18 protein-coding genes and 1 tRNA gene are annotated in these 24,560 nt (G+C 58.3%); 12 read left to right on the top strand and 7 right to left on the bottom strand.

Going from position 1 to position 24,560, the window contains the following annotated elements; all coding sequences use genetic code 11:
- Positions 1-450 precede the first annotated feature (450 nt).
- Genes B3041_RS06670 through B3041_RS06680 form a run of 3 tightly spaced genes read right to left on the bottom strand, consistent with a single transcriptional unit; the run spans position 451 to position 3,401 of the window.
- Positions 451-1,278 (bottom strand): glycosyltransferase family 8 protein, encoded by an 828-nt coding sequence (locus B3041_RS06670; RefSeq protein WP_065650449.1) that lies wholly within the window; start codon positions 1,276-1,278, stop codon positions 451-453.
- A 20-nt stretch (positions 1,279-1,298) separates the two neighbouring features.
- Complete coding sequence (locus B3041_RS06675; protein WP_292970688.1) at positions 1,299-2,681, bottom strand: D-arabinono-1,4-lactone oxidase; 1,383 nt, start codon at positions 2,679-2,681, stop codon at positions 1,299-1,301.
- A 60-nt stretch (positions 2,682-2,741) separates the two neighbouring features.
- Complete coding sequence (locus tag B3041_RS06680; RefSeq protein ID WP_292970691.1) at positions 2,742-3,401, bottom strand: TetR/AcrR family transcriptional regulator; 660 nt, start codon at positions 3,399-3,401, stop codon at positions 2,742-2,744.
- Positions 3,402-3,583: 182 nt separating this feature from the next.
- On the opposite strand from B3041_RS06680, the gene B3041_RS06685 reads away from it, so the two are divergent.
- A complete protein-coding gene (locus tag B3041_RS06685; RefSeq protein ID WP_292970694.1) occupies positions 3,584-4,711 on the top strand; it encodes a hypothetical protein in 1,128 nt (375 codons plus the stop codon).
- Between the two features lie 112 nt (positions 4,712-4,823).
- Here B3041_RS06685 and B3041_RS06690 read toward each other — a convergent pair.
- Positions 4,824-4,899 (bottom strand) — tRNA-Asn (locus B3041_RS06690).
- A 511-nt stretch (positions 4,900-5,410) separates the two neighbouring features.
- On the opposite strand from B3041_RS06690, the gene B3041_RS06695 reads away from it, so the two are divergent.
- The 7 genes from B3041_RS06695 (at position 5,411) to B3041_RS06725 (ending at position 14,020) form a co-directional block, all read left to right on the top strand.
- Positions 5,411-6,334: a sugar ABC transporter substrate-binding protein gene (locus B3041_RS06695; RefSeq protein WP_065648959.1), complete on the top strand. Its 924-nt coding sequence runs from the start codon at positions 5,411-5,413 to the stop codon at positions 6,332-6,334.
- Between the two features lie 33 nt (positions 6,335-6,367).
- Positions 6,368-7,852: a sugar ABC transporter ATP-binding protein gene (locus B3041_RS06700; RefSeq protein WP_292970699.1), complete on the top strand. Its 1,485-nt coding sequence runs from the start codon at positions 6,368-6,370 to the stop codon at positions 7,850-7,852.
- A gap of 14 nt (positions 7,853-7,866) precedes the next feature.
- Positions 7,867-8,898 carry an ABC transporter permease gene (locus B3041_RS06705; protein ID WP_065648961.1) on the top strand — a complete coding sequence of 344 codons (1,032 nt, stop codon included), beginning with the start codon at positions 7,867-7,869 and terminating at the stop codon, positions 8,896-8,898.
- Positions 8,899-9,237: 339 nt separating this feature from the next.
- Entirely contained in the window at positions 9,238-10,155 is a 918-nt protein-coding gene (nac, locus tag B3041_RS06710) for a nitrogen assimilation transcriptional regulator NAC (RefSeq protein WP_065648962.1), read from the top strand.
- Between the two features lie 122 nt (positions 10,156-10,277).
- Positions 10,278-11,237, top strand: a complete 960-nt coding sequence (gene cbl / locus B3041_RS06715; protein ID WP_065648963.1) for an HTH-type transcriptional regulator Cbl — start codon at positions 10,278-10,280, stop codon at positions 11,235-11,237.
- A gap of 60 nt (positions 11,238-11,297) precedes the next feature.
- A complete protein-coding gene (locus tag B3041_RS06720) occupies positions 11,298-12,131 on the top strand; it encodes a GNAT family N-acetyltransferase (protein ID WP_292970709.1) in 834 nt (277 codons plus the stop codon).
- A gap of 107 nt (positions 12,132-12,238) precedes the next feature.
- Complete coding sequence (locus B3041_RS06725; protein ID WP_292970712.1) at positions 12,239-14,020, top strand: thiamine pyrophosphate-requiring protein; 1,782 nt, start codon at positions 12,239-12,241, stop codon at positions 14,018-14,020.
- Positions 14,021-14,199: 179 nt separating this feature from the next.
- Here the strand turns inward: B3041_RS06725 and B3041_RS06730 are convergent, their stop codons facing one another.
- Complete coding sequence (locus B3041_RS06730) at positions 14,200-14,670, bottom strand: transposase (protein WP_292970715.1); 471 nt, start codon at positions 14,668-14,670, stop codon at positions 14,200-14,202.
- A 530-nt stretch (positions 14,671-15,200) separates the two neighbouring features.
- Complete coding sequence (locus B3041_RS06735; RefSeq protein ID WP_414692365.1) at positions 15,201-17,354, bottom strand: putative bifunctional diguanylate cyclase/phosphodiesterase; 2,154 nt, start codon at positions 17,352-17,354, stop codon at positions 15,201-15,203.
- A gap of 293 nt (positions 17,355-17,647) precedes the next feature.
- Between B3041_RS06735 and B3041_RS06740 the strand changes: the two genes are divergently transcribed.
- Positions 17,648-18,220 carry a phosphonate C-P lyase system protein PhnH gene (locus tag B3041_RS06740; RefSeq protein ID WP_292970718.1) on the top strand — a complete coding sequence of 191 codons (573 nt, stop codon included), beginning with the start codon at positions 17,648-17,650 and terminating at the stop codon, positions 18,218-18,220.
- 7 nt (positions 18,221-18,227) lie between these two features.
- Here the strand turns inward: B3041_RS06740 and B3041_RS06745 are convergent, their stop codons facing one another.
- Positions 18,228-20,816, bottom strand: coding sequence for an ATP-binding protein (locus B3041_RS06745; protein WP_292970721.1), 2,589 nt, complete (start codon positions 20,814-20,816; stop codon positions 18,228-18,230).
- A gap of 143 nt (positions 20,817-20,959) precedes the next feature.
- Between B3041_RS06745 and B3041_RS06750 the strand changes: the two genes are divergently transcribed.
- The 3 genes from B3041_RS06750 (at position 20,960) to B3041_RS06760 (ending at position 24,464) form a co-directional block, all read left to right on the top strand.
- Positions 20,960-22,462, top strand: a complete 1,503-nt coding sequence (locus tag B3041_RS06750; RefSeq protein WP_292970724.1) for a sugar ABC transporter ATP-binding protein — start codon at positions 20,960-20,962, stop codon at positions 22,460-22,462.
- A 10-nt stretch (positions 22,463-22,472) separates the two neighbouring features.
- Entirely contained in the window at positions 22,473-23,456 is a 984-nt protein-coding gene (locus B3041_RS06755; protein WP_065648972.1) for an ABC transporter permease subunit, read from the top strand.
- A 69-nt stretch (positions 23,457-23,525) separates the two neighbouring features.
- Positions 23,526-24,464: an ABC transporter substrate-binding protein gene (locus B3041_RS06760; protein WP_065648973.1), complete on the top strand. Its 939-nt coding sequence runs from the start codon at positions 23,526-23,528 to the stop codon at positions 24,462-24,464.
- The last annotated feature ends 96 nt before the right edge of the window (positions 24,465-24,560 follow it).

The following is a 24,560-nucleotide window of genomic DNA, read 5'->3' on the forward strand; positions in this document are numbered from 1 at the left end:
AGGGGCGCCATTCATGGCGCCCTTTGCCGGGTATGAAACCAGGGCCGCAATAATGCGGCCCCTGCGGTACACCATCACCGCAGGGGCGCCATTCATGGCATCCTTTGCCGCGTATGAAACCAGGGCCGCAATAATGCGGCCCCTGCGGTATATCATCATTGTAGGGGCACCATTCATGGCGCCCTTTGCCGGGTATGAAACCAGGGCCGCATCAATGCGGCCCCTGCGGTACACCATCACCGCAGGGGCGCCATTCATGGCATCCTTTGCCGGGTATGAAACCAGGGCCGCAATAATGCGGCCCCTACGTATATCGCCACCGTAGGGGCGCCATTCATGGCGCCCTGGCCGTAAATGAAACCAGGGCCGCAATAATGCGGCCCCTGCGGTACACCATCATTGTAGGGGCGCCATTCATGGCGCCCTGGCCGCGTATGAAAACCGGCGCCGCTATGCGGTACCACGCTCCCACCACAGTTTGTCCAGCGCATAATAACGGTCGCGTTCTTCTTCCGGCTGGGTGAGATCGCGCTTCCACGGCTTGGCGAGGATATAGTGCAGGTTTTTAACCTTATCCTGCTGCCACATGGCGCTGTGCTGAAAGGGCAGCGTCTTTAGCGCGTTATAGATGTAGGAAAGCGGCAACCAGCGGCCGGCAAACACTTCATTCAGCAGATCCTGCTCCGAGAAGGGATAGCGTTTAAGATCGTCAATCTCCTGCACTTTCTGCTGCAGCCAGCTGAACACGGCGTTATCCGGTTTCAGCACCAGAAAACCGCCGTTAAGATAAGCGTCGAGCGTGGCAGGTGCCGCTTCGCCCCGGTCATGCCAGGTATAGTGACAGTTTTCCGGCTGCCAGCTGGCCGGATAGCTCGCAATCTGGTTTGGATTACAGCGGCAGGCGTGACAGGCGGCCAGCGCATATTTACCCATATCCAGCGTAAACAGCTCATCCATGTTCTGCAGAACCAGCATATCGGCATCCAGAAAAACCACGCGCTCATAGTCGGTCAGCTCCCACGCGCGTAATTTGCTCCACACCTCGCCAAACTGTGCCGACGCGTAGTGCTGCTCCAGCGCGCTGTCGGGCATCAGCGGCGCAACAGGCTTAATCACACAGCCTGCAGCCTGCAGCGCAGCGCGCGTCCCGGCATCGATCGCATCCGTGACCATCACAACCAGCGGCCAGCGGGTTTCACTGCGCTGAAGCGAACGGTGCAGCGCTTTCACGCCAATAACATAATCGGGCTGCGTCAGCAGCGTTACCCAGGCGAACATATTCTCTCCCTGTTCAGACATCAGTCAAAAAGCGCAGTGGTGTAGTCGTTGCTGAAACGGCGGGTGGGATCCAGCGTTTCACGCACCGCGCGAAAAGCATCCCACTGCGGATAAATATCGCGCCACTGATAGCGCTGCGGATCGTAATATTTCCCCCAGTGCGGGCGTCCGCCTTCAGCTGCCAGCAGTTTCTCTACTTCCGTCAGAAAATGCAGACCCTCCTGCGACAGCGAGCCATCATCCGCGTAGTACACGACAAACCCAAAGAAGCAGGAGGGCTGCTGATGTGACGGGCTCAGCCAGCCTTCTGAGGCGCCGGTACAGCGCAGGATAATCGGGTAGTGCATGTGCGGCTGATTTTCGGCATACCAGGCTTTAATCTTGCTGATAACCTGCGGCGTTTTATCGAGCGGCACGGCAATTTCTACGTTGATCTGCGGGACCGCGATGCCGCGACAAAAAAGCTGATAAATATCGCCGCTGACATCGGTAAAGTCGCGGAAGCGGGTAACGGTGCGGAACTGTTTACCACCTTTACCGTGGATTTGCGTATCGCGGTGCATCTGGGCCAGCGTCTGATCAATGGTATGGTTCAGGCTGCTGTCGGCGTTATCGCCATGCTCAATCACCTGACGTCCATTGGCGTGCCAGGCCTGCGTATCCTCTTCGCTGGCCTGCTCAGCGTTCCAGACATGCATCAGGTTGTCATCGACAAACCACCAGGCTTTACTCAGCTCATAGTCACGGTTCCACTTCAGCAGATCCTGCTCCAGCGCATCAGCGCTGACGGCAAATTTATAGCAGGTAAATAAGCGAAACGGCTGGGTGCGCAGCGTAACCGCAGTTACCACGCCAAGCGAACCCAGGGCAACCTGCGCTGCCGGGAAGTCAGGCTCGCCGCGCACAAACTCACGCACGCTGCCATCGGCCAGCACCATGCGAATGCGCAGCGCTTCATCCGCCAGCGAACTCTGCTGTAATCCCTGACCATGGGTCCCGGTCGCCAGCGCACCCGCCAGCGTCTGCACGGCAATCACGCCGGGGGAAGAGGCGAGCATGCGATCGCGCGCGGTTAAGGTGTCATACACCGTTTGCAGCAGCGTACCGGCCGCAAAGGTAATGGTGTGGTCATCTTCAGCCAGTACGCCGGTAAAGGCGCTCAGGTCGAGCAGCAGGTCGTCGGGTTGCACGCAGAGCATCCGGCCTGGCGACAGTCGGCTGCCCATCAGACGCACTTTTCCGCGCGTATCGCGCAGCAGCTGCTGCAGCTCAGCTTCCGTTTGTGGCTGGTGCAGCTGCTGACGCTGGCCCACCACAGAGTTCTGCGCCCAGTTCCAGAGGGCTGTATCGTGTTCAGTATCCTGGGTGTTGCGTAACGGATAGAGAAGGGCATCTTTGTTCACTTCAGTGTTCCTTAGTCTCAGGTCTGTGACCGTCCCGTTGATGAGATCAAGCGTAGACCATCACAGCGAACCCGCAGACGACGGGGCCTGGCGAATGTAACGCAGCGTTGCTGTCACCGCCAGCTGACGGTTGCGGCAGATGGTTTCCGCTTCGCTGTCGTCAGGCGTGAACAGCGTATGAAAGGTATAGCGGTTCGACACATGGTGAACGCAGATACTGCTGATAAGGCGGTGTACATCCACGCTGCTGAGGTCGCGACAAAACAGTCCCTGCTGCTGGCCACGCGTCAGTATCGCTTCAAGCAGTTCGAGCGCACTGCGGTTAAGCGTTTTGATCCGCTCAGACTGCATGATATAGCGGCCGCGCAGCAGGTTTTCGCTGCAGACCAGCCGCATAAAGTCCGGATGCGCCACATGATAATCAAAGCTCGCCTCAACCAGTTTGACCATCGCCTGTTCCGGTTCGAGCGAGGCAAGCTGCAGGCTGGTTTCATGCTCGCGCATGGCGCGATACACCTGCTCCAGCACCTCAATGTAGAGCGCTTCTTTGCTGGTGAAGTGATAAACCACCATGCGCTTCGTGGTCTGCGCCAGCGCTGCAATCTGCTCCATGCGCGCGCCCGTCAGGCCATATTCGGCGAAAACAGAGAGCGCAGCCGCAATGATACGGCGCTTTAATCCTTCCGGATCGTTTTTGCGTTTACTGGGGGTCTCAGACATGGTTTTCACAGCGTTGATCAAAAACCCCATGATAACACAGGCATACTCCAGCCCGGACAGCAGTACGTGTGGCGCGAAGCCAGCCAGGGACGTTGAACCATAAGGAGCGAATTTAGAGAGCGCGCGGACAGGAGATCATTTTAACTATAGGGCTGTTTTTTAGACGCAGTTCAGGAGAAATTATGTCAGTTATAAGTGCGCAAGAACGTTTAAGAGTAACGGAAAATATATTACGTCACGGCAATGAATTTGATATGTTAGAAGTAACCAGACCTAAAGGTATGCTGGAATACCTTGTTAATATGTTTACACTTGGTGGGGTAAGAAAAGAGAAAGAAGAATTATATAATTGTGTAATAAAAAACCTGCGTAACTATTTTCATGAAAATAATATTACACTCAATAATTTACAGGATGCTAAAGAAATAAATATATCTCCCAAAGGGATGCATATTAAATTTGAGCCAAGTGCCAGGGCTGAAGAAACACGTATTGTAGTAAAAAAAGGATGTGAGGAGGAAAGCAAGTTTATACCTGACCATTATTTTACTTCTCTATGCACATCGATTCTTCTCAGAGATAGATTAAAACTTAGTCATGAGAATGATCTTCTTATGCCGTCAGGAGAAATTAACCTGACAGATATTCATAAAACTAATTTGAGTCTGCCAGAGGTTATGGCAATAATGGAGGATTTACCTCCACAGACAAAATGGATAATGTCAGAGGAGTATAACAAAGACCTGGACAGCCTTTTAAGTGTCATTGAGCAGTTAGATAGAAATGAAAAGTCTGCAGTAGCGATAGCAAGTCAGGTAAGAGAACAATTAGGACTGAATAAAAATAGCGATCTTCTTATGCCGTCAGGAGAAATTAATCTTACCGATATTGATGAGACTCCTTTGGATTTAACAGAGGTTATTTCAGTTCTTAGCAATGTGCCTCCGCAGATAAAATGGACTTTATCTCAAGAGTATATAGATAACTTAAACATTGTACTCAGATATAGTGAGTTTTTAGAAAAGAATAATAATACTAAGCCTTTTGTCAGTCGTGAACCAGAACCGCAGGTAAACATACTGCCGAAAACATCTATACATAACGAAACCTCGCCTCCTGTTTTATCGCGGGAGACAACCGGAGCGGATTCCGGTTTCGCGACAGGATATATGACTGGAACAAATTCAGACAGCGATACGTTAAGTATTGATCCCTCTATTGAAGAAAGAGAAAGTTTGTATAGCAACCAGCGCAGTTTTAAAGATATTTTAGCAACACGGCCTAACGCCCTGATAACAACCAAAGCCTGACCCGGCAGGCTAGCGTTCCCAGCCAGCCTGGTACACCACCAGCCAGTACCACATCAAAACGCAACACAGCAAAAAGCCCGCTCAGGTTTCCCTGAGCGGGCTTTTCTAATTCTGGCTCCTCTGACTGGACTCGAACCAGTGACATACGGATTAACAGTCCGCCGTTCTACCGACTGAACTACAGAGGAATCGTGTGAACGAGGCGAATAGTAGCGAGCGCGATCCCGCTTGTCAAAGCTGTACTGCACACTTTTGGTTTAAGTGCGCGCAAAAGCACCATTCTGCTGCTTTTCTGCCTGATGTGGTGGCAAAGCAAACTGCCAACAGGATCTCAATTCAGAGGCATTTCCGCTGAGATGTTAGAGGCGTGTCAAATTTTTGCGGTTTGCTGATTTTAAAACAACTGTTTCAGTGCTTTTATGATGAAAATTTCATATGAAGCAAGTATGAAACAAATGAACTGCTTATCATCACGCCGGAAACTACTTTTTAACAGGCGGCGGTGACAGCAAAATTAACCTGTTGATAAGGAGCGCGTTCTTCAGAGCAACATCAGCTGGCTTCAGCGCGAAAAGTGCAACTATCCGAAATCTGTACCCATAAATAACGCCAGTCGCGGTGCGCAAAGGCAAAAGATTTTTTTCATTTACCTGATGCATCATGCTGTGCGTGCGTTAACTAACAATAAGAAGGTGCCCTATGAAATTTAAAAAAGCGTTAGTCACTTCCCTGTTAGCCTGCATGTTGCCCGCTGCGGTTATGGCGAAAGATCTGCAGGTTGGTGTCTCAATGGCGCTGTTTGACGACAACTTTCTGACCATTCTGCGCACGGCGATGCAGAAAGAGATGCAGAAAGATAACGTTAAAGGCCAGCTGGAAGATGCCAAAGGGGACGTGTCGCAGCAGCTGCAGCAGGTACAGAACTTTATCGGGCAGGGCGTGGACGCCATTATCGTTAACCCGGTAGATACCAACGCCGTGAAACCGATCATGGACGCGGCGAAGAAAGCGGATATTCCCCTGATCTTCGTTAACCGTAAACCTGCCGGTGAACTCACAAACAAAATGGCGTATGTCGGCTCAGACTCAGAGCTGGCGGGCCGCCTGCAGATGGAAGCGCTGGCCAAAGCGATGAACGGCAAAGGCAACGTGGCGATCCTGATGGGTGATTTAGCGAACGAATCAACGCGCGACCGCACCAAAGGCGTGGAAGCGGTGGTAGCGAAATATCCTGATATCAAAGTGGTGCAGAAGCAGACGGCAAAATTCACCCGTAACGACGCGGTGGATGTGGTCAGCAACTGGATGACCGCCGGCGATGACATCCAGGCCATCGCCTCTAACAACGATGAAATGGCGATTGGTGCCCTGCAGGCGCTGGGCAAAAACCCGAACCATATCCTGATTGCCGGCGTGGATGGCACCCCGGATGCGCTGCAGATGCTGAAAAACGGCAAAATGGTCGCCACGGTTTTCCAGGATGCCAAAGGGCAGGGTGAAGGCGCGGTGCGGGCTGCTGTCAGCCTGGCCAAAGGTGAGAAAGTTGAGAAAGTGATCAACATCCCTTATCAGCTGATCACCAAAGAGAACATGGCGCAGTTTGAGAATCGCAACCAGAAATAACCGCTCCCCCCTTAAGCCGTATGGAGGTGATGTATGACCGCTTTTGCGCTTGAAGCCGAAGGCATCAGCAAGTTCTTCCCCGGAGTGAAGGCACTCGACAATGTCTCACTGCGAATCAGGCCGGGGTCGGTACATGCCCTGATGGGCGAGAATGGCGCAGGCAAATCCACGCTGATGAAATGCCTTATCGGGATTTACCGTCCCGATAAGGGCACTATCCGCATCAAAGGGGAACCCGTGCAGTTCCAGGACACCATGGACGCGTTGCGTTCCGGCATCTCAATGATCCATCAGGAGCTGAACCTGGTGCCGCATATGACCGTGGCGGAAAATATCTGGCTGGGGCGTGAGCCGATGAAGTTTGGCTTCGTCGATCACGCGCTGCTGAACCGCCAGACGCAGGAGTTGCTTAATAAACTCAATATTCGCCTCAAAGCGGATCGCATGGTGGGCGAGCTGAGCATTGCGGCGCAGCAGATGGTGGAGATTGCCAAAGCGGTATCATGGAACTCTGACGTGGTGATCATGGATGAGCCCACCTCCGCGCTCACCGAAACCGAAGTGGCGCATCTGTTTACTATCATTCGCGACCTGCGGGCGCAGGGCAAGGCGATTATCTATATCAGCCATAAGATGGATGAGATCTTCACTATTACCGATGAGATCAGCATCTTCCGTGACGGTACCTGGGTCGGAAGCAACGATACCAGCGCGTTTACGCGGCAGTCGCTGATCACCCAGATGGTGGGGCGCGAGCTGACCCAGCTGTTTCCGAAATTCAACGGCACCATCGGCGAAGATGTGCTGACGGTGCGCGGCCTGACCAGCAAAGATCGCTTCAGCGATATCAGCTTCAGCGTACGCAAAGGGGAGATCCTGGGCGTCGCCGGGCTGGTGGGTGCGGGACGCAGTGAGGTGATGGAAAGCCTGTTTGGTATGGAGAGTTATGACAGCGGTGAAGTGCTGATCGATGGTGTACCGGTCAGCATCGATTCGCCCTCTATGGCCATTGAAAAAGGCATGGCGTTTCTCACTGAGGATCGCAAAAAGTCGGGGCTGTTTCTGGTGCTGTCGGTGATGGAGAACATGAGCATCGTTAACATGCCCGATTACACCGGCAAAAGCGGCTTTGTCAGCCATGTGAAAATGGCGCAGGACTGTATGGATCAGATCCGCAAGCTCAATATTAAAACGCCGACCATGGATCAGATCATCAATAACCTCAGCGGCGGTAACCAGCAAAAAGTGCTGATTGCGCGCTGGCTGCTGGCGCAGCCGAAGATCCTGATTCTGGACGAACCGACCCGCGGTATCGATGTAGGGGCCAAAGCCGAGATCTACCGCCTGATCAGTGAACTCGCTAATCGCGGTGTGGCTATCATCATGGTCTCTTCTGAACTGCCGGAAATTCTCGGCATGAGTGACCGCATCATGGTGATGCACGGCGGGCGCATAACCGGCATCCTCAGTAAAGAAGAGGCCGACCAGGAAACCATTTTGTCGCTGGCATCTGAGTGAGGCTTGAGATCCCTATGAATAATGTAAAAGCTACGGCCCCGCAGGCCACTGAACAAAGCTCTTTCTTCAGTAATCTGCGCCATAAATTGCCGAAAGATACCGGCATTTTTGTGGTGATGTTAGGCATTGCGCTGATTTTTGAAATTGCCGGCTGGTACGTACGCGACCAGTCTTTTCTCCTCAACACCAACCGTTTAGTGCTGATTGTCCTGCAGGTGGCCATTATCGGCATTATCGCGGTCGGCGTTACGCAGGTGATCATCACCACCGGCATCGACCTCTCCTCCGGCTCCGTTATCGCCCTGACGGCGGTGGTGGCGGCCAGCCTGGCGCAGACCTCAGAAAGCCTGTCGCCAATGTTCCCCTCGCTGGTTAACCTGCCTGCGGCCATCCCCATCGGCGCCGGTATCGGTGTCGGACTGCTGTGCGGCGTCATCAACGGCGTGCTGATCACCCGTACCGGTATTCCGCCCTTTATCGCCACGCTGGGGATGATGGTGTCCGCGCGGGGCCTGGCGCAATACTATACGCAGGGTAATCCCATCAGCTTTCTGTCAGACAGCTTTACTTCGATTGGTCAGGGTGCAATGCCGGTTATCATCTTCCTGGTGGTGGCGTTCCTGTTCCATATCGCGCTGAAACATACCCGCTACGGCAAATATGTCTATGCCATTGGCGGCAACATGACATCAGCCAAAGTGTCCGGCATCAACGTTAATAAGTATCTGATCATCGTCTATACCATTGCCGGTGCGCTCTCAGGCCTGGCAGGCGTGGTACTGGCAGCGCGCGTCAGCAGCGGTCAGTCAAGCATGGGGATGGCGTATGAGCTGGATGCGATCGCCGCCGCGGTTATCGGGGGCAGCAGCCTGATGGGCGGCGTGGGGCGCATCACCGGCACGCTGATCGGTGCCGTGATCCTGGGACTCATCAAGAGCGGCTTTACCTTCGTCGGTGTAGACGCTTATGTGCAGGACATTATCAAAGGCATGATTATCGTTGCTGCGGTGTCAATTGATATGCATCGCAACCGCAAAAAACGCTAAGTCACCGCTCTCTGCGGCACAACTGACCCCGGCAGGGCCGGGGTCAGGCCGGAGGCAAAACAACGTACCGGTTTCCTGTCATCACTTTTTTGCACGTCTGCCTTGCAGGTTTTGCACCAGCAGAGTGCATGCCAGCTCCCGCTTTACCCGCCCGCTGCGGCACCGACACACTCTGCTTCCTTTCAGGTAATCACAAAAGCTTATTTTCCAGTCTTTTAATCTCTGTGGTACGCCGTTTTTTTCCGCGATGAAATAACTGGCCTGCTTATTGCAAAACTCTGTTTATCGGCCAGCAGGCCATACGCCCTTAACGGGTAAACCGGAATTGACGGAGGCAACATGAACTTAAGACGGCTGAAGTATTTTGTGAACATCGTCGATATCGGCAGCCTGACCCGCGCCGCCGAAGTACTGCATATTGCGCAGCCGGCCCTCAGTCAGCAGGTGGCAACGCTGGAAAGCGAACTGGATCAGCAGCTGCTGATCCGTACCAAGCGCGGCGTAACGCCTACCGACGCGGGTAAAATTCTCTATGCGCACGCCCGCACCATATTACGTCAGTGTGAGCAGGCGCAGGCCGCCGTCAGCCAGGCGGGCCAGACGCTGACCGGACAGGTTTCTATTGGTCTGGCACCCGGCACGGCGGCCTCCGCTCTGACCATGCCGCTGCTGCAGACCGTGCGCGAGCAGTATCCGGATGTGCTGGTGTATCTGCATGAAAACAGCGGCAGCTCGCTGAACGATAAAGTGCTGAACGGTCAGCTTGATATGGCCGTGCTCTACGATCGCGCGCCTACGGCTGGCGTGACCAGCCTGCCGCTGCTGAAAGAGGAGCTTTACCTGGTCGGCGCAACCGCCTGCCCGGGGTCAGCGGTAGATCTGGCCGACGTCGCGCAGATGAACCTGTTTCTGCCGCGTGACTACAGCGCGGTGCGCAAGCGGGTAGATGAAGCGTTTTCACTGCGCCGCCTGAGCGCGCGCATTATTGGCGAAATTGAATCAATCGCCACCCTGACCGCCGCGGTGTCCAGCGGGTTGGGCGTAACCGTGCTGCCGGAATCCGCTGCCAGGGCGCTGGTCAGCTCAACCCACGCCTGGATGGCCCGCATCACATCACCCTCACTGACGTTGCCGCTGTCGCTGAACATGTCTGCGCAGCTGCCGCTCTCGCCTGCGGCACAGGCGGTAAAAACCATTCTGCTGTCGCTATTGAATAAGCCCACTGTTGCCGATCGCGAGCTGATGCTGGTGGGCTAAAAACGGCCTGTCGCAGCCACACGCCTTATTACTAAACCGCATAACAGGCGGTTTTTTATTATTTGTTGTATTTAGTTCCGCTCCCTACCATGGCGAAAACCGTGCCAGAAAGGAGAGAGGGTGTGAATTTCCAGCAGCTTAAAATTATACGGGAAGCCGCCCGCTGCGACTTCAATCTGACCGAAGTCGCTAACACGCTGTTTACCTCGCAGTCCGGTGTCAGCCGGCATATCCGCGATCTGGAAGATGAGCTGGGCGTGGAGATATTCATCCGGCGCGGAAAGCGTCTGCTGGGCATGACAGAGCCGGGTAAAGCGCTGCTGACCATTGCCGAACGCATTCTGGATGAGGCAGGCAAAGTGCGGCGTCTGGCCGATGTATTTACCAACGAGACCAGCGGCGTGCTGACGATCGCCACCACCCACACGCAGGCGCGTTACAGCCTGCCGCGCGTCATCAAAGCGTTCCGCGAACTCTATCCCAACGTGCGGCTGGAGCTGAATCAGGGCTCGCCGCAGGAGATTGTTGCGATGCTGCTGGCAGGCGAAGCGGATGTCGGTATCGCCTCTGAGCAGCTGGTTAACCATGCCAGCCTGGCGGCTTTTCCCTGGTTCAGCTGGCATCATTCGCTGCTGGTGCCGCCCGGTCACGACCTGCTGCAGCAGCAGCCGGTGTCACTTGAAAGCCTGAGCGCCTGGCCATTGGTCACGTACCGGCAGGGGATCACTGGCCGATCACGCGTTGATCGGGCGTTTCAGGCAGCCAGCCTGCGGCCTGATATTGTCCTGAGCGCGCAGGATTCTGACGTGGTGAAAACCTATGTGGAGCTGGGGCTCGGCGTGGGGATCCTCGCCGATCAGGCGTGCGATATCTATCAGGGCGACCATCTGGTCAGGATTGATGCCCGCCATCTGTTTGAGGCTAACACCGTGTGGCTTGGCCTGAAGCGCGGGCAGCTGCAGCGCAACTATGTCTGGCAGTTTCTGGAGCTCTGCAACGCCAACCTGTCGCTGGAGGAGATCAGGCGTCAGGCGCTCTCATATGAGAGTGAGGAAGAACCCGCGCTCGATTTTCAGATCTGAGACTGTCAGGCACGGCCGCGGTATGGCACTCTTCTTCTGCATTCATTAAGGGAGAATCGCATGAGCATGACGTTGCGTGATATTACGGCGACAGATGCCGCGGCTGGCCATGCCCTGACGCAGCAGGCGGGCTGGCCACACCGTATTGAGGACTGGCAGCAGCTGATTGCGCTGGGGGAAGGTGTTGTGATGGAAGAGGCGGGGCGGGTGTCCGGCTGCGCGCTTGGCTGGCGCTGGGGAAGCACGGCTGCCACCATCGGCCTGGTAGTGGTGGACCAGACCGCGCGCGGACGCGGCATCGGGCGCAGGCTGATGCAGGCGCTGATCGCGCGTTTCGCCGGCTGTACGCTGCGCCTGCATGCAACGGAAATGGGAAAAGGCCTCTATGCACAGCTGGGATTCAGGGAGTGTGGTCAGGTATGGCAGTACCAGACCGCGGCGTTAGCCGCACCTCCCGCTGTACCGCTGCCGCCTGCGCTGAGGCTGGAACCGGCGTGCAGCGCAGCGTATGCGGATATGTGTGCGCTTGACCGGCAGGCGACCGGTCTGCAGCGTGCGCGTTTGCTGCAGCAGTTGCTACCCGGCAGCGTGCTGGTGCGCGATGCGCAAAGCGTGCAGGGTTTTGCCAGTCTGCGGCGCTTTGGCCGCGGGTGGACGATCGGCCCGGTTATTGCCCGCGACGGTACCGTAGCGCAGGCGCTCATTGCCGCGCTGCTGCACACGCTGACCGGTCAGTTCGTCCGGCTTGATACGCCTGACGCCGGGCTGGCGGCCTGGCTGGCAACGCTGGGTCTGCAGCAGGTCGACGCACCGCACATCATGGTGCACGGCACCCCCTGGCGCACAACAGACGACATACACTGTTTTGCGCTGGTCTCTCCGGCACTGAGTTAGCGTGTCATCCGGCAGCGTCAGCAAACCTTAATCCGGCAGATTCTCCGCACGCCCGTTTCTGTCAGCTACCCTTAAAAGCTGACAACAGCCTCTAAGGGAGCAGCGGGATGAGTAAAAAAACCAGCGATTTTTTTGTCGAGCGTCTGCAGGCGTGGGGCGTCACGCGCATTTACGGCTATCCGGGTGATGGTATCAACGGCGTACTGGGTGCCATTCAGCGCGCCAACAAAACGGGTGCCGGTATTGAATTTATTCAGGTGCGTCATGAAGAGATGGCGGCGTTTATGGCCGCCGGGCACGCCAAATTTACCGGTGAGCTTGGCGTCTGCCTCTCTACCGGCGGACCGGGCGCTACCCATCTGCTGACCGGCCTTTATGATGCCAAAATGGATCATGCGCCGGTGCTGGCGATTGCCGGACAGGCTGAGGCGACCGCGCGCGGTGCCAGTTATCAGCAGGAGATGAACCTCGATCGCGTGTTTTCTGATGTCGCCAATTTCGTGCAGGAAGCAGCCGCGCCAGCGCAGATCCAGCATCTGGTCGATCGCGGCGTGCGTATCGCAAAAGCGCAGAACGGCGTGGCGGTGCTGATCCTGCCAAAAGATATTCAGGATGAAACCTGGCAGCCGCCGCAGCATGCGCACGGCTTTACCCACTCGGGCCCCGGCTATCAGCGACCGAAAATCGTCCCGTATGAGGCGGATCTGCAGCGCGCGGCAGAGGTACTCAACGCCGGCAGCAAGGTGGCGATCCTGATAGGTGCAGGCGCACGCGGTTCGGCAGTGGAAGTCGTCCAGGCCGCGAACCTGCTCGGTGCAGGCGTTGCCAAAGCGCTGCTGGGCAAAGATGTGCTGCCGGACGATGCGCCTTTTGTCACCGGATCGATTGGCCTGCTCGGCACCAAACCGTCGTGGGATCTGATGCAGGAGTGCGACACGCTGCTGATGATCGGCACCGGTTTCCCGTGGACCGAATTTTTACCCGCCGAAGGCAAGGTGCGTGCGGTACAGATTGATATTGACCCGGCAATGCTGGGCCTGCGCTATCCCTGTGAAGTTAACCTGCACGGGGACAGCGCCGAAACGCTGCGGGCGCTGATACCGCTGCTGCAGCATAAAAGCGATCGCCACTGGCAGGAGCAGATCGCGGTGCAGGTACGCGACTGGTGGCAGCTGATGGAGGAGCGGGCGCTGGCGCCGGCTAACCCGGTCAATCCACAGCGGGTGGTGTGGGAGATGTCGCCGCAGCTGCCGGAAAACGCTATCGTCACCTCTGACTCCGGCTCCTGCGCCAACTGGTTTGCGCGCGACTATCGCGTGAAGCAGGGACAGCGCGCCACCCTGTCGGGCGGTCTCGCCTGTATGGGCGCCGCCGTGCCGTTTGCTATCGCCGCCAAATTTGCTTATCCCGATAAACCGGTTGTGGCGCTGGTCGGAGACGGGGCGATGCAGATGAACAATATGGCTGAACTCATCACTATTCAGAAATACTGGCAGCAGTGGGCCGATCCGCGGCTGATTGTCTGCGTGTTTAATAACCAGGATCTTAATCAGGTCACCTGGGAGCAGCGCGTGATGGAAGGTAATCCACGCTTCGAGGCGTCGCAGCAGCTGCCCGATGTGCCTTACGCGCGCTTTGCCGAAAGTCTCGGCCTGCAGGGGATCGTGGTTGATAATCCGGATGAGTTAGCCGCCGCCTGGCAGCAGGCGCTCAGCGCAACCCGTCCGGTGGTGCTGGAGGTGAAAACCGATCCGGAAGTGGCCCCGCTGCCGCCGCATATCACGTTTAAGCAGGCGAAATCGTTTATGGCATCCATGGCAAAAGGCGATCGCGGGGTGGCACAGATTATCGGTGACACCGCCAGCCAGCTTATCCGCCCTAAACGCTGATCCCGCCGGGTCTCTGTCTGTTATCCGGGCGCCATAAATGGCGCCCCTACGGTTACAGCGGTGCCGGTTATCCGGGCGCCATAAATGGCGCGCCTGCATATCTATCGTAGGGGGCGCATTCATGCGCCCCTGGCTTCGTTTATGCGCCCCTGGCTTCGTTTATGCGCCCCTGGCCTCGTTTATGCGCCCCTGTTTTTATCCCGCGGTTCCCGTACAAACAACCGATCCAGCTCCCACTTCAGTGGATTCTCTGCAATATAACGGCGAACCGCGTCCAGCTCCTGTTCCGTACGGATAACGCGGTCATAAAAGCCGCGCTGCCATAAAGGCACCCCGGCGCGCCGTGAAATACCTGCTTTAAAGTGATTAATAATGGCTGATAACGAACAACGATTACCCGGATGCAGCCAGATAATGCCGTGCAGATGATTGGGCATTACCACAAACGCATCTGTTGCCAGCGTGCTGTAACGGGCAGAAAGGCACTCCCACTCTTCGGTCACGCAGAGGCCGGCTGGCGAAGCGTGCAGGCTGCCGGACAGGATCTCCCCCAGCCGTAACGCGCGCTGTCGGGTGACCAGGGTAATGAAATAAGCGCCGGGTGTACGATAATCAAATTGCGTCAGACGCGGATTTTTACGGTTTCGCATTGTGCCTACCTGAGCCGCTATTTTCTCTTTCCAGCGCAGAAAGGCGATTCAGTCACGTTAACAATGCGAGATGTCGCGAAAAAGTAAGGGCGCCATGAATGGCGCCCCTACGGGTAGGGCGGTGCCGGTTATCCGGGCGCTATCAATGGCGCTCCTGCATATTCACCACAGGGGGCGCATTAATGCGCCCCCTGGCTTCGTTTATACGCCGTACTTCATTGTTGCCAGGGCGCCATGAATGGCGCCCCTACGGGTAGGGCGGTGCCGGTTATCCGGGCGCTATCAATGGCGCTCCTGCATATCCACCACAGGGGGCGCATTAATGCGCTCCTGGTCCCGTTTATGCGCCGTAGCTTATTGTTGCCAGGGCGCCATGAATGGCGCCCCTACGGGTAGGGCGGTGCCGGTTATCCGGGCGCCATCAATGGCGCCCCTGCAGATTTATATTCGGGCGCGATAACCAACGCATTCCCGGTGCTCGTAGGGGACGCATTAATGCGTCCCTGGCGTCATGTATACATCCCTGACACCTATACCATTTTTTCAATCTCGGCCAGCGGGACGGCATGGCTGAACAGGTAACCCTGCAGCTGGTTACAGCCGGCGCTGGCGAGGGCGTGCATCTGTCCTTCCGTCTCCACGCCTTCGGCGGTCACGGTAAGGCCCATAGCGTGTCCCAGCCGCACCACCGATTCGATAATCGCGGCTGAATTATCGGCCACACCGAGCGACTGAGTAAATGAGCGGTCAATTTTTATCTTATCGACCGGGAAACTGCTCAGATAGTTGAGACTGGAGTAACCGGTGCCAAAATCGTCCAGCGCGATACGGAAGCCCGCTTCACGCAGCGCGACAATACAGCTGCGTGCCGCATGCTCATCTTCAATCAGCACGCCTTCGGTGATCTCCAGCTCCAGACGCTGCGGATCGGCCCCTTCGCTCTGTACAATCTCCAGCAGCCGGGGCACAAAGCCGCTGCTGCGAAACTGCACCGGTGACACGTTCACCGCCACCACCACCTGCGGCAGCTTCAGCGATGTCTTGCAGGCTTCGCGCAGCACCCACTCGCCCAGCGGCAGGATCAGCCCGGTCTCTTCGGCAATAGCGATAAAGTCAGCCGGGGAGATATCGCCGCGTGTCGGATGATGCCAGCGCAGCAGAGCCTCAACGCCAACGACGCGCTCGCCATTAATCTCCATCAGCGGCTGATACCAGACGGCGAGGCCGGTAAAATTGACCAGCGCCTGACGCAGCTCGGCCGCCAGCTCCTGCCGCGTACGCAGCGACTCATCCATCGCTTTTTCAAACTGGCGAAACTGACCGCGCCCGTGATTTTTGGCGTCATACAGCGCGATATCTGCCTTACGCATCAGCTCCAGCCGGTCTGTGCCATCTTTCGGTGCCAGCGCCAGCCCGATGCTGACGCCGACCCACAGCTCATTACCCAGCAGATGATAAGGGGCGCTGAGCGTGCTGATGATGCGCTGCGCCAGCGCATGCACCTGGCCGATAGTCTCCGTATCCGGCATCACGATAATAAATTCATCGCCGCCAATGCGTCCCACGGTGTCGCTGGTACGCACCATCTCGCTCAGGCGACGCGCCACCTCGCGGATGAGTTCATCACCGGCGTGATGACCCCAGGTGTCATTGATATTTTTAAACCGATCCAGATCGAGCAGCAGCAGCGCCACGCGGCGATCGTGCCGGAGCGCGGCGGCCAGCGCCTGGGTCAGACGATCTTCTACCAGCGCACGGTTGGGCAGGCCGGTCAGCACGTCATGAAACGCAAGATGCTGCGCCTGCGCCTCGCTGGCGCCCAGCCGGACCAGCGACTGTGACAGACTGAGTGAAGAGGTCCAGATGCGCCGCACCATAAACAGGCAGAGCAGGGTAATGATCATCACCGACAGCAGCGTCGAGGGGATGATAGTCCGCAGCATCTGTGCGCCAGGCTTGTCGGGCTGCCAGCTCAGATAGCCTACCCGCTGGCCACTCTGCGATGAAAGTGTCCAGAACGCGCTCTTCTTATCAGTAGGCGGCGTGTCGCTAAAGTGCAGCTGCGCCAGCTGGCTGCGTTCGGAGAGGTGGCGCAGATAGCCGTCATCGAGAAACGCAACGCTCACCAGGCTAAACCGGGTAGTACTATCAGGTGCGCTGATCCTGCCCACGGCCAGCGCAGCAGCGCGGCCGGCAATACGCACAAAATCGGCCCGGTCCTCTGCGCCAGCCGCGCGGGTTACCAGCGGCGTGGCGAGCAGATCGCGCAGCCACGGACCGACCGCCTGTGGGCTGACCGGTTCACCGTTGCGCCAGACGGCAACCGGCTGCTGCCTGCTGTCCAGCAGCAGGATCAGCTGATGCGCAAACATCTCATAGAGCCAGCTGCCAACATTCTGATCCAGCCAGGCCTGGTCTGCGTCACCCCGTGTCAGATGGCCGGCAAGCGGTGACCAGCGCGTCAGGCTGCGCAGCTGGCGCAAATGCTCACTGAGGCTCTGGTCAAATGAGGCGGAAATCATACGCTGCTGCTGCTCACGCGCTTCACTGTTGGTCACGGATGTCCCCCAGTAAAGCCCGCTGCCGGCCCCGGCAAACGACAGCACCAGAATCGCGATCAGCGGCGCGACCACCTGACGCAAAAAACTGTGCCGGAACTGACGGGATGTTCTGATTGAATTCATTATTTTTTCTTCATATAAACAGGCGGCCCTAATGAATAAGTTAGCAGAAAGGCGGGTTTGTGCCTGGCGGTAAGCGGCACAGCGTCAGATGGACTTATTAATCATCCTGATGCGTCAGGGGGGCTGCGGCGGCAGATTCATCAGGCCGTCATGCCGTCGTCACCCCGCTGTCATCTGCTCCACGCATCCTGAGCGTCTATCAAGCCGGGCAGGGCCGATCCCGTCTCAGCCCGGAGCAGGGCGCTGAACAGCCCGGCGGTTTATTTTTTTATTCCGGTACACAAAGAGGACCCATGAGCTTACTGGCCAGTTTTCATTATTCCGTCGCGGATGCTCAGCAGGCGTCCCGCCGCCTCCGCAAAGCGATGAGCGAGCCAGGCGTCGTGGTGTCGCTGCCGCTGATGCCGGGGCGAAACGAACTCTCCTCAGCCGCCAGCGCGCTGCTGCTGACGCGGGAAGAGGGGGCCGATACGCTCTGGCTCGATTCGCAGATTGACAGTGCGGCGCTGCGTAGCTCGCTGCATTTTTGTACCGGCATGCCGCTGGTCCCCGCCTGTGAGGCGTCGCTGGCCCTGAGTCACGCCAGGGCAAATCCCGATCCCGCCTGTCTGATGGGCCGGCAGCATGCCGCCGGCAATATCCGTACGCTGATTATTGAGTTACCAGGCCTGAACGGCGGTCTGACATTGCGTCTCAGCGGCGGCGGGCTGCGTGAAACGCGCGCGGTCGCACCGCAGCTGCCGCCGGCGGTGCTCACTTATCTGCACGAGCATCCGCACCCCTCCCGGCAGCGGGGGGATTTAATGTTTACCTGCGGCGAAACATTAATGGCGCTGCCGCATGACGTCAGGGTCACGGTGTGCTGAGCACTTGCTATCCGCGGGATACCGGTGCTGAAGGCGCAGCCTGCCGCGCGCGGCTCAGCCGTGCGCTGCGCTGCCAGGCCCGCTCCAGCGCCTGAACCAGCTGCGCCTGCTGCCAGGGCTTCGCCAGCCGCTCGCACAGCGGTAACGTCACCTGCGACCGGCGCAGATCCTGCCCGCTGATCAGCAGCGTCGCGAGCTGCGGCCACTGCTGCTGCGCCTGACGTATTACATCGGCGCCGCTGAGCGGACCAGGCAGCATCAGATCACTGATCAGCAGATCGATATCAGGCGTCTGCAGCAGCAGCGCCAGCGCGCTGGCACCGTCGCCGCACTCCAGCGTCAGATAGCCAAGCTGATGCAAATGATCACACAGCGTCTGCCGCACGGCGGGTTCATCATCCAGTACCAGCACCAGACGATCGCGGCTGGCGCCGGGTACAGCAGGCGGAGGCGCAGCGACCGGCTGTGCTGCTTCCGCCGCGCGCGGCAGCAGCAGGCGTACCGTGGTGCCCTGGCCCGGCGCGGTTTCCAGCGCAATTTCACCGCCCGACTGCCGCACAAAGCCATAGACCATCGACAGCCCCAGTCCGCTGCCACTGCCGGTAGGTTTGGTGGTGAAGAAAGGTTCAAAGACCTGCTGACGAACTTCCGCTGACATGCCGCAGCCGCGATCGATGACCTCTACCACCACCCACTCGCGTTTCCCCGCTGCCGACGCTTTGCGCTGGTTCCAGACGCGCAGCACAATCTCGCCGGGCTGCTGCTGCAGCGCATCGCGCGCGTTGACCACCAGGTTCATCAGCGCATTTTCAAGCTGACCGGCATCAATCCACGCCGGCCAGCCGGGCCGCGGCGCCTCGGTCACCAGCTGCTGACCGGGCAGCAGGGCGTGCTGCAGCAGCGAATGCAGATCTTCGACCAGATCCACCACCGCGACCGCCCGCGGATAGAGCGCCTGTTTACGGGAAAACGCGAGCAGGCGCTGGGTAAGCTGCGCGGCGCGGTCCGCGGCCTGGCGGGCGCGTTCTATGCGGGTCGCCAGCGTGCCAGCCGGCAGCTGATCGGCTGTGAGCGCCAGGCTGCCGATAATCACGGCCAGCAGATTGTTAAAATCGTGCGCCAGGCCGCCGGTGAGCTGGCCCACCGCTTTCATTTTCTGGCTGTGCAGCAGTGCCTCTTCCAGCGCCTTGCGCGAGGTGCGCTCCAGCACGGTGTTGACCATGCCACGGCGCGGCACCGGACTGAAACGCAGCTCCAGCGTACGCCCGTCGGGCAGCCGCACCTCCTGCGCATCCTGCAGGCTGAGCAGCTGCACATTCAGTCGTGCCAGCAGCTGCTGATAGTGCAGGCCGCGCTGAAGCTCATGCGGCGCAATACCCAGCAGCTGCGCATATTGTGCGTTCCAGACCACCAGCTGCCCGCTGTTATCAAACAGCGCAAAGCCGTCGCGCATGGCGAGAAAGGTTGACTCCAGCTGGGTGCTTTTCTCCTTCAGCAGTGAAGAGGTGTGCGCCAGTGAGGCGGTGTTGCGGGCAAAAACGTTAAACGCCCGCGCCAGATCGCCCAGTTCGTCGCGCCGCGTCTGACCGGGCACGCTGACGCCTTTCTCTCCCTGCGCCAGCTGCGTCATGGCGCGGGCGATAGCGGTAAGACCGGAGCCGAGATTGCGGTAGATGTAGTAGCCGGCGTAACCGGTGATCAGCAGCGCCAGCAGCATAAACAGTGCGATAAACCCGATGACTGAGTCGAGTTCACGGTGCGTGCTGGCGCTGCGTGCATCGCTCTGCTGGGCGACCTGCTGCACATAGCGGGTAATGTCCTCATTGAGCATTGCCACCAGCGCCTTGATGCGATAAGTCGCGTAAGCGATGCCGGTATCGCTCTCTTCAAGGTCCAGGGCAACGGGCTCCAGCGCGCTGAGAACGCGGATAAAGCGCGCCCGCTGCAGTGCCAGCACCCCCTCCAGCGGCAGGGCTGACCAGACCGGCAAAATAGAGGTGAGCTGCTGCACCGCAGCCTGCGGCGTGGCGGAGCGGATCGCTACCGCGAGCAGGCTCTCGCTCTGCTGACGCAGCGGCAGAAAAGCGGCGTTGCTTGCCAGGGCATTAATGCGGTTCAGCAGCAGCTGGGCCTGCCACAGCCCGCTTAGCATGGTATTGCGCTGCAGGTGCCGCTGATGCCCCCTCTGCAGCAGCAGCGTGATGCTCTGCTCCAGCATCTGGCTGCGCTCACGAATGCGGCTGAGCAGGGCGGGCTGCAGCCTGGCAACAGGTGCCGCTGCCAGCTGCGTCAGCGCCTGCTGCAGCGCCTGCTGCGTCTGTTGCAGACGCGCCGATTCACTCTGGTACTCCAGTGCGCCCACGACCTGCGACAGACGTACCGCTGCCGTCGCCACGTTGGCCGTGTCACGTGCCAGCGCCAGGCTGCCATTCATATCGGCCAGCGTCTGCGCCTGCGCCTCTTCCTGAATCGTGCCGGCGTGACGGAATCCGGTAATCGCCACCAGGCTGACCGCCAGCGTTACGCCGACCACCAGCAGATTAAACAGCAGCAGGCGGCCACGGGCACCGGCATACCACGGCAGAGTCTGACTCATGCGCCACCTCGTCATGCGAAACGTCAGCCGAGTATAAAAGTGGCCATCAGAAGCAATATGACAAATATGAACAGACGCTGACATTTTCCATTTATGTTGCGCGGTGACACTGCTCAGCACTATCCGGCAGCAGGAGCGCGGCAATGACAGCACCGATACTGGAAATGCGCGGTATTACCCGGCGCTTCGGCAGCTTTTACGCTCTGAAGGGCGTGGACCTCACCGTCTGGCCGGGCGAAGTACACGCGCTGATGGGGGAAAACGGGGCCGGTAAGAGCACCCTGATGAAGATTCTGGCCGGTGCCTACAGCGCCAGCAGCGGGGAGATCCTGATTGAAGGGAAACCTTACGTCATCCGCGGCCCCAAAGAGGCGCTGGCGGCGGGCATTACGCTGATCTATCAGGAGATCAATCTGGCACCCAACCTTACGGTCGCGGAAAACATTTTTCTCGGCAGTGAGATTGCGCGCGGCGGGCTGGTCAGACGCCGGCAGATGGCAGAAGAGGCGCAGCAGGTGATTGCGCGGCTGGGCGCTCGCTTCAGCGCGACCGATCTGGTCGGGCGTCTGAGCATCGCCGAGCAGCAGCAGGTAGAGATCGCCCGCGCGCTGCACCGCAACAGCCGCATTCTGGTGATGGATGAACCTACCGCCGCGCTCTCCAGCCGGGAAACGGAACAGCTGTTTGCGCTGATCAAGCGGCTGCGCAGTGAAGGTATGGCGATTATCTACATCAGCCACCGTATGGCTGAGGTCTATGAACTGTCCGATCGCGTCAGCGTGCTGCGTGACGGTGAGTATGTGGGCAGCCTGACGCGTGAGCAGCTTAACGCCAGCGAGCTGGTGCGCATGATGGTCGGGCGTCCGCTCAGCGACCTGTTTAACAAAGCGCGCGACATTTCATTTGGGGCTATCCGTCTGGCGGTCAATCACCTGACTGACCGGAACAAAGTCCACCCCAGCAGCCTGGCGGTGCGTGCCGGTGAGATCGTCGGCCTCGCCGGCCTGGTGGGGGCCGGACGCAGCGAGCTGGCGCAGCTGATTTTCGGCGTGCAGCAGCCCGCGGGCGGAGAGATCTGGATCGACGGTGAAAAAGTGCACATCCGTTCTCCGCGTGAAGCGATCGCCCGCGGCATCGGCTTTCTTACCGAGAACCGCAAAGAGCAGGGGCTGTTTCTGGAGCTGGCCGCGCGGGAGAACATTGTGATGGCGACGCTGGAGCGCGACGCCAGCTACGGCCTGCTGAACCGGCGCAAGGGGCAGAAGATCGCCAGTGACGCTATCGCGTCGCTCAATATTCGCGTGCCGCATGCGCAGGTACGCGCGGGCGGGCTCTCAGGCGGCAACCAGCAGAAGCTGCTGATTTCGCGCTGGGTATCTATTGCGCCGCGCATTCTGATTCTGGACGAACCGACGCGCGGCGTGGATGTCGGGGCGAAGAGTGAAATTTACCGCATGATGAATCAGCTGGCGCAGCAGGGCGTGGCGATTCTGATGATCTCCAGCGAACTGCCGGAGGTGGTGGGCATGAGCGATCGCGTCTACGTCATGCGTGAAGGCACCATTGCCGGCGAGCTGAGCGGTGACGCAATCAGCCAGGAAAATATCATGACACTGGCCACCGGCGCTCAGCCGGTTACAGCCTGAGGAGAGGGGAATGACCAGCGAAACCACACGCGTAGCCAGCCCGACGCTGAAACGGGCGTTAATGAGTGATTTGCTGCAGACGGTGGGGATCCTGCCGATTCTGATCCTGATTGTGGCGGTGTTTGGCTTTATTGCGCCTAACTTTTTTACCGAAGCGAACCTGCTGAACATAACCCGGCAGGCCTCTATCAATATCGTGCTGGCGGCGGGGATGACGTTTGTCATTCTGACCGGCGGTATCGATCTGTCGGTGGGCTCGATGCTCGGCACCACCGCGGTAGTGGCCATGGTGGTATCGCTCGATCCCGCCTTTGCCAGTCTGACGATCCCTGCAGCGCTGGGGGCCGGGCTTATCATGGGGTTGTTTAACGGCATTCTGGTCGCCTGGGCCGGACTGCCGCCGTTTATTGTCACGCTCGGCACCTATACCGCCCTGCGCGGGGCCGCCTACCTGCTGGCTGACGGCACGACGGTCATTAACTCCAATATCAATTTTGAATGGATAGGTAACGGTTATCTCGGCCCGGTACCGTGGCTGATTATTATCGCCTTTGCGGTCATTGCGCTCTGCTGGTTCATTCTGCGCCGTACCACCCTGGGTATTCATATCTATGCCGTGGGCGGCAACATGCAGGCGGCCCGTCTGACCGGGATCAAAGTGGGCGCGGTGCTGATCTTTGTTTACGCCATGAGCGGTCTGCTCTCCGGGCTGGGGGGGCTGATGAGCGCCTCACGGCTCTACAGCGCCAACGGCAACCTTGGCGTGGGGTATGAACTGGATGCGATTGCTGCGGTGATCCTCGGCGGCACCAGCTTTGTCGGCGGTATCGGCACCATCACCGGCACGCTGATTGGGGCGCTGATTATCGCCACGCTCAACAACGGCATGACGCTGATGGGCGTCTCCTACTTCTGGCAGCTGGTGATCAAAGGCGGCGTGATCATCGTGGCCGTATTAATCGATAAATACCGTACCCGTCATCACGTTAGCTGAGGCCGGTGCAGCATTTCCAGGTGGCGATCCCGCGGACCGCTAACAATAAAAAGCAGGAGAACATCAACTATGCGTTTTAATCCGATTGTAACCGGACTGCTGGCGGCCACGCTGCTGAGCGCGCCGCTGGTGCAGGCGAAAGAGCTGAAATCGATAGGGGTGACCGTAGGCGATCTGGCCAACCCGTTCTTTGTGCAGATCACCAAAGGTGCCGAGCTGAAAGCCCGCGAGCTGGCGGGCGACAAGGTCAACGTGACGCTGGTCTCCAGCGGCTACGATCTCGGTCAGCAGGTGGGGCAGATTGATAATTTCATCGCCGCCAAAGTGGATATGATCATTCTTAACGCCGCCGACTCTAAAGGCATTGCGCCGGCGGTGAAGCGGGCGCGTGACGCCGGCATTGTTGTGGTGGCGGTGGACGTGGCCGCCGATGGTGCTAACGCGACGATTACCTCGGATAACACCCAGGCAGGTGCCATGGCGTGCAAATATATCTCTGACCGCCTGAACGCGAAGGGCAACGTCGTGATCATCAACGGGCCGCCGGTTTCGGCGGTGCAGAACCGCGTCGAAGGCTGCATGAACGAGCTGAAAACGCACCCCGATATTAAGCTGCTCTCCTACAACCAGAACGCCAAAGGCAGCCGTGAAGGCGGGCTGGAGGTGATGACCGGCCTGCTCTCGGCTAATCCGAAGATCGACGCCGTATTTGCCATCAATGACCCGACCGCAATCGGCGCCGATCTGGCGGCAAAACAGGCGCAGCGCAGCGAATTCTTTATTGTGGGCGTCGATGGTTCGCCGGACGGGGAAGAGGCGCTGAAGCGCAAAGGCTCGCTGTTTGTGGCGACCCCGGCGCAGGATCCGCAGGTGATGGCGGAGAAAGCGGTAGAAATTGGTTACAACATACTGCAAGGTAAGCCTGCCCCTGACAAACCGGTGCTGATTCCGGTGACGATGATCGATCGCAACAACGTGAGCAGCTACAAAGGCTGGACAGTGAAATAACGCGCCGGATATTCCGGCGGTAATCCCTCTCCCGCAGGCGGGAGAGGGCTGCGGCGGCAACACGTTTGTCTGCCGCCGCGCCATCCATTTACCCCT

It is taken from the genome of Pantoea sp. UBA4549 (assembly GCF_002387285.1).
Lineage (GTDB): Bacteria > Pseudomonadota > Gammaproteobacteria > Enterobacterales > Enterobacteriaceae > Pantoea > Pantoea borealis.

Excerpts from the sequence above, each read along its gene's own strand:
- B3041_RS06670 (WP_065650449.1), bottom strand. The coding sequence starts at position 1,278 with ATGTTCGCCTGGGTAACGCTGCTGACGCAGCCCGATTATGTTATTGGC.
- B3041_RS06680 (WP_292970691.1), bottom strand. The coding sequence starts at position 3,401 with ATGTCTGAGACCCCCAGTAAACGCAAAAACGATCCGGAAGGATTAAAG.
- B3041_RS06685 (WP_292970694.1), top strand. The coding sequence starts at position 3,584 with ATGTCAGTTATAAGTGCGCAAGAACGTTTAAGAGTAACGGAAAATATA.
- B3041_RS06695 (WP_065648959.1), top strand. The coding sequence starts at position 5,411 with ATGAAATTTAAAAAAGCGTTAGTCACTTCCCTGTTAGCCTGCATGTTG.
- B3041_RS06700 (WP_292970699.1), top strand. The coding sequence starts at position 6,368 with ATGACCGCTTTTGCGCTTGAAGCCGAAGGCATCAGCAAGTTCTTCCCC.
- B3041_RS06705 (WP_065648961.1), top strand. The coding sequence starts at position 7,867 with ATGAATAATGTAAAAGCTACGGCCCCGCAGGCCACTGAACAAAGCTCT.
- nac (WP_065648962.1), top strand. The coding sequence starts at position 9,238 with ATGAACTTAAGACGGCTGAAGTATTTTGTGAACATCGTCGATATCGGC.
- B3041_RS06720 (WP_292970709.1), top strand. The coding sequence starts at position 11,298 with ATGAGCATGACGTTGCGTGATATTACGGCGACAGATGCCGCGGCTGGC.
- B3041_RS06725 (WP_292970712.1), top strand. The coding sequence starts at position 12,239 with ATGAGTAAAAAAACCAGCGATTTTTTTGTCGAGCGTCTGCAGGCGTGG.
- B3041_RS06730 (WP_292970715.1), bottom strand. The coding sequence starts at position 14,670 with ATGCGAAACCGTAAAAATCCGCGTCTGACGCAATTTGATTATCGTACA.
- B3041_RS06735 (WP_414692365.1), bottom strand. The coding sequence starts at position 17,354 with ATGAATTCAATCAGAACATCCCGTCAGTTCCGGCACAGTTTTTTGCGT.
- B3041_RS06740 (WP_292970718.1), top strand. The coding sequence starts at position 17,648 with ATGAGCTTACTGGCCAGTTTTCATTATTCCGTCGCGGATGCTCAGCAG.
- B3041_RS06745 (WP_292970721.1), bottom strand. The coding sequence starts at position 20,816 with ATGAGTCAGACTCTGCCGTGGTATGCCGGTGCCCGTGGCCGCCTGCTG.
- B3041_RS06750 (WP_292970724.1), top strand. The coding sequence starts at position 20,960 with ATGACAGCACCGATACTGGAAATGCGCGGTATTACCCGGCGCTTCGGC.
- B3041_RS06755 (WP_065648972.1), top strand. The coding sequence starts at position 22,473 with ATGACCAGCGAAACCACACGCGTAGCCAGCCCGACGCTGAAACGGGCG.
- B3041_RS06760 (WP_065648973.1), top strand. The coding sequence starts at position 23,526 with ATGCGTTTTAATCCGATTGTAACCGGACTGCTGGCGGCCACGCTGCTG.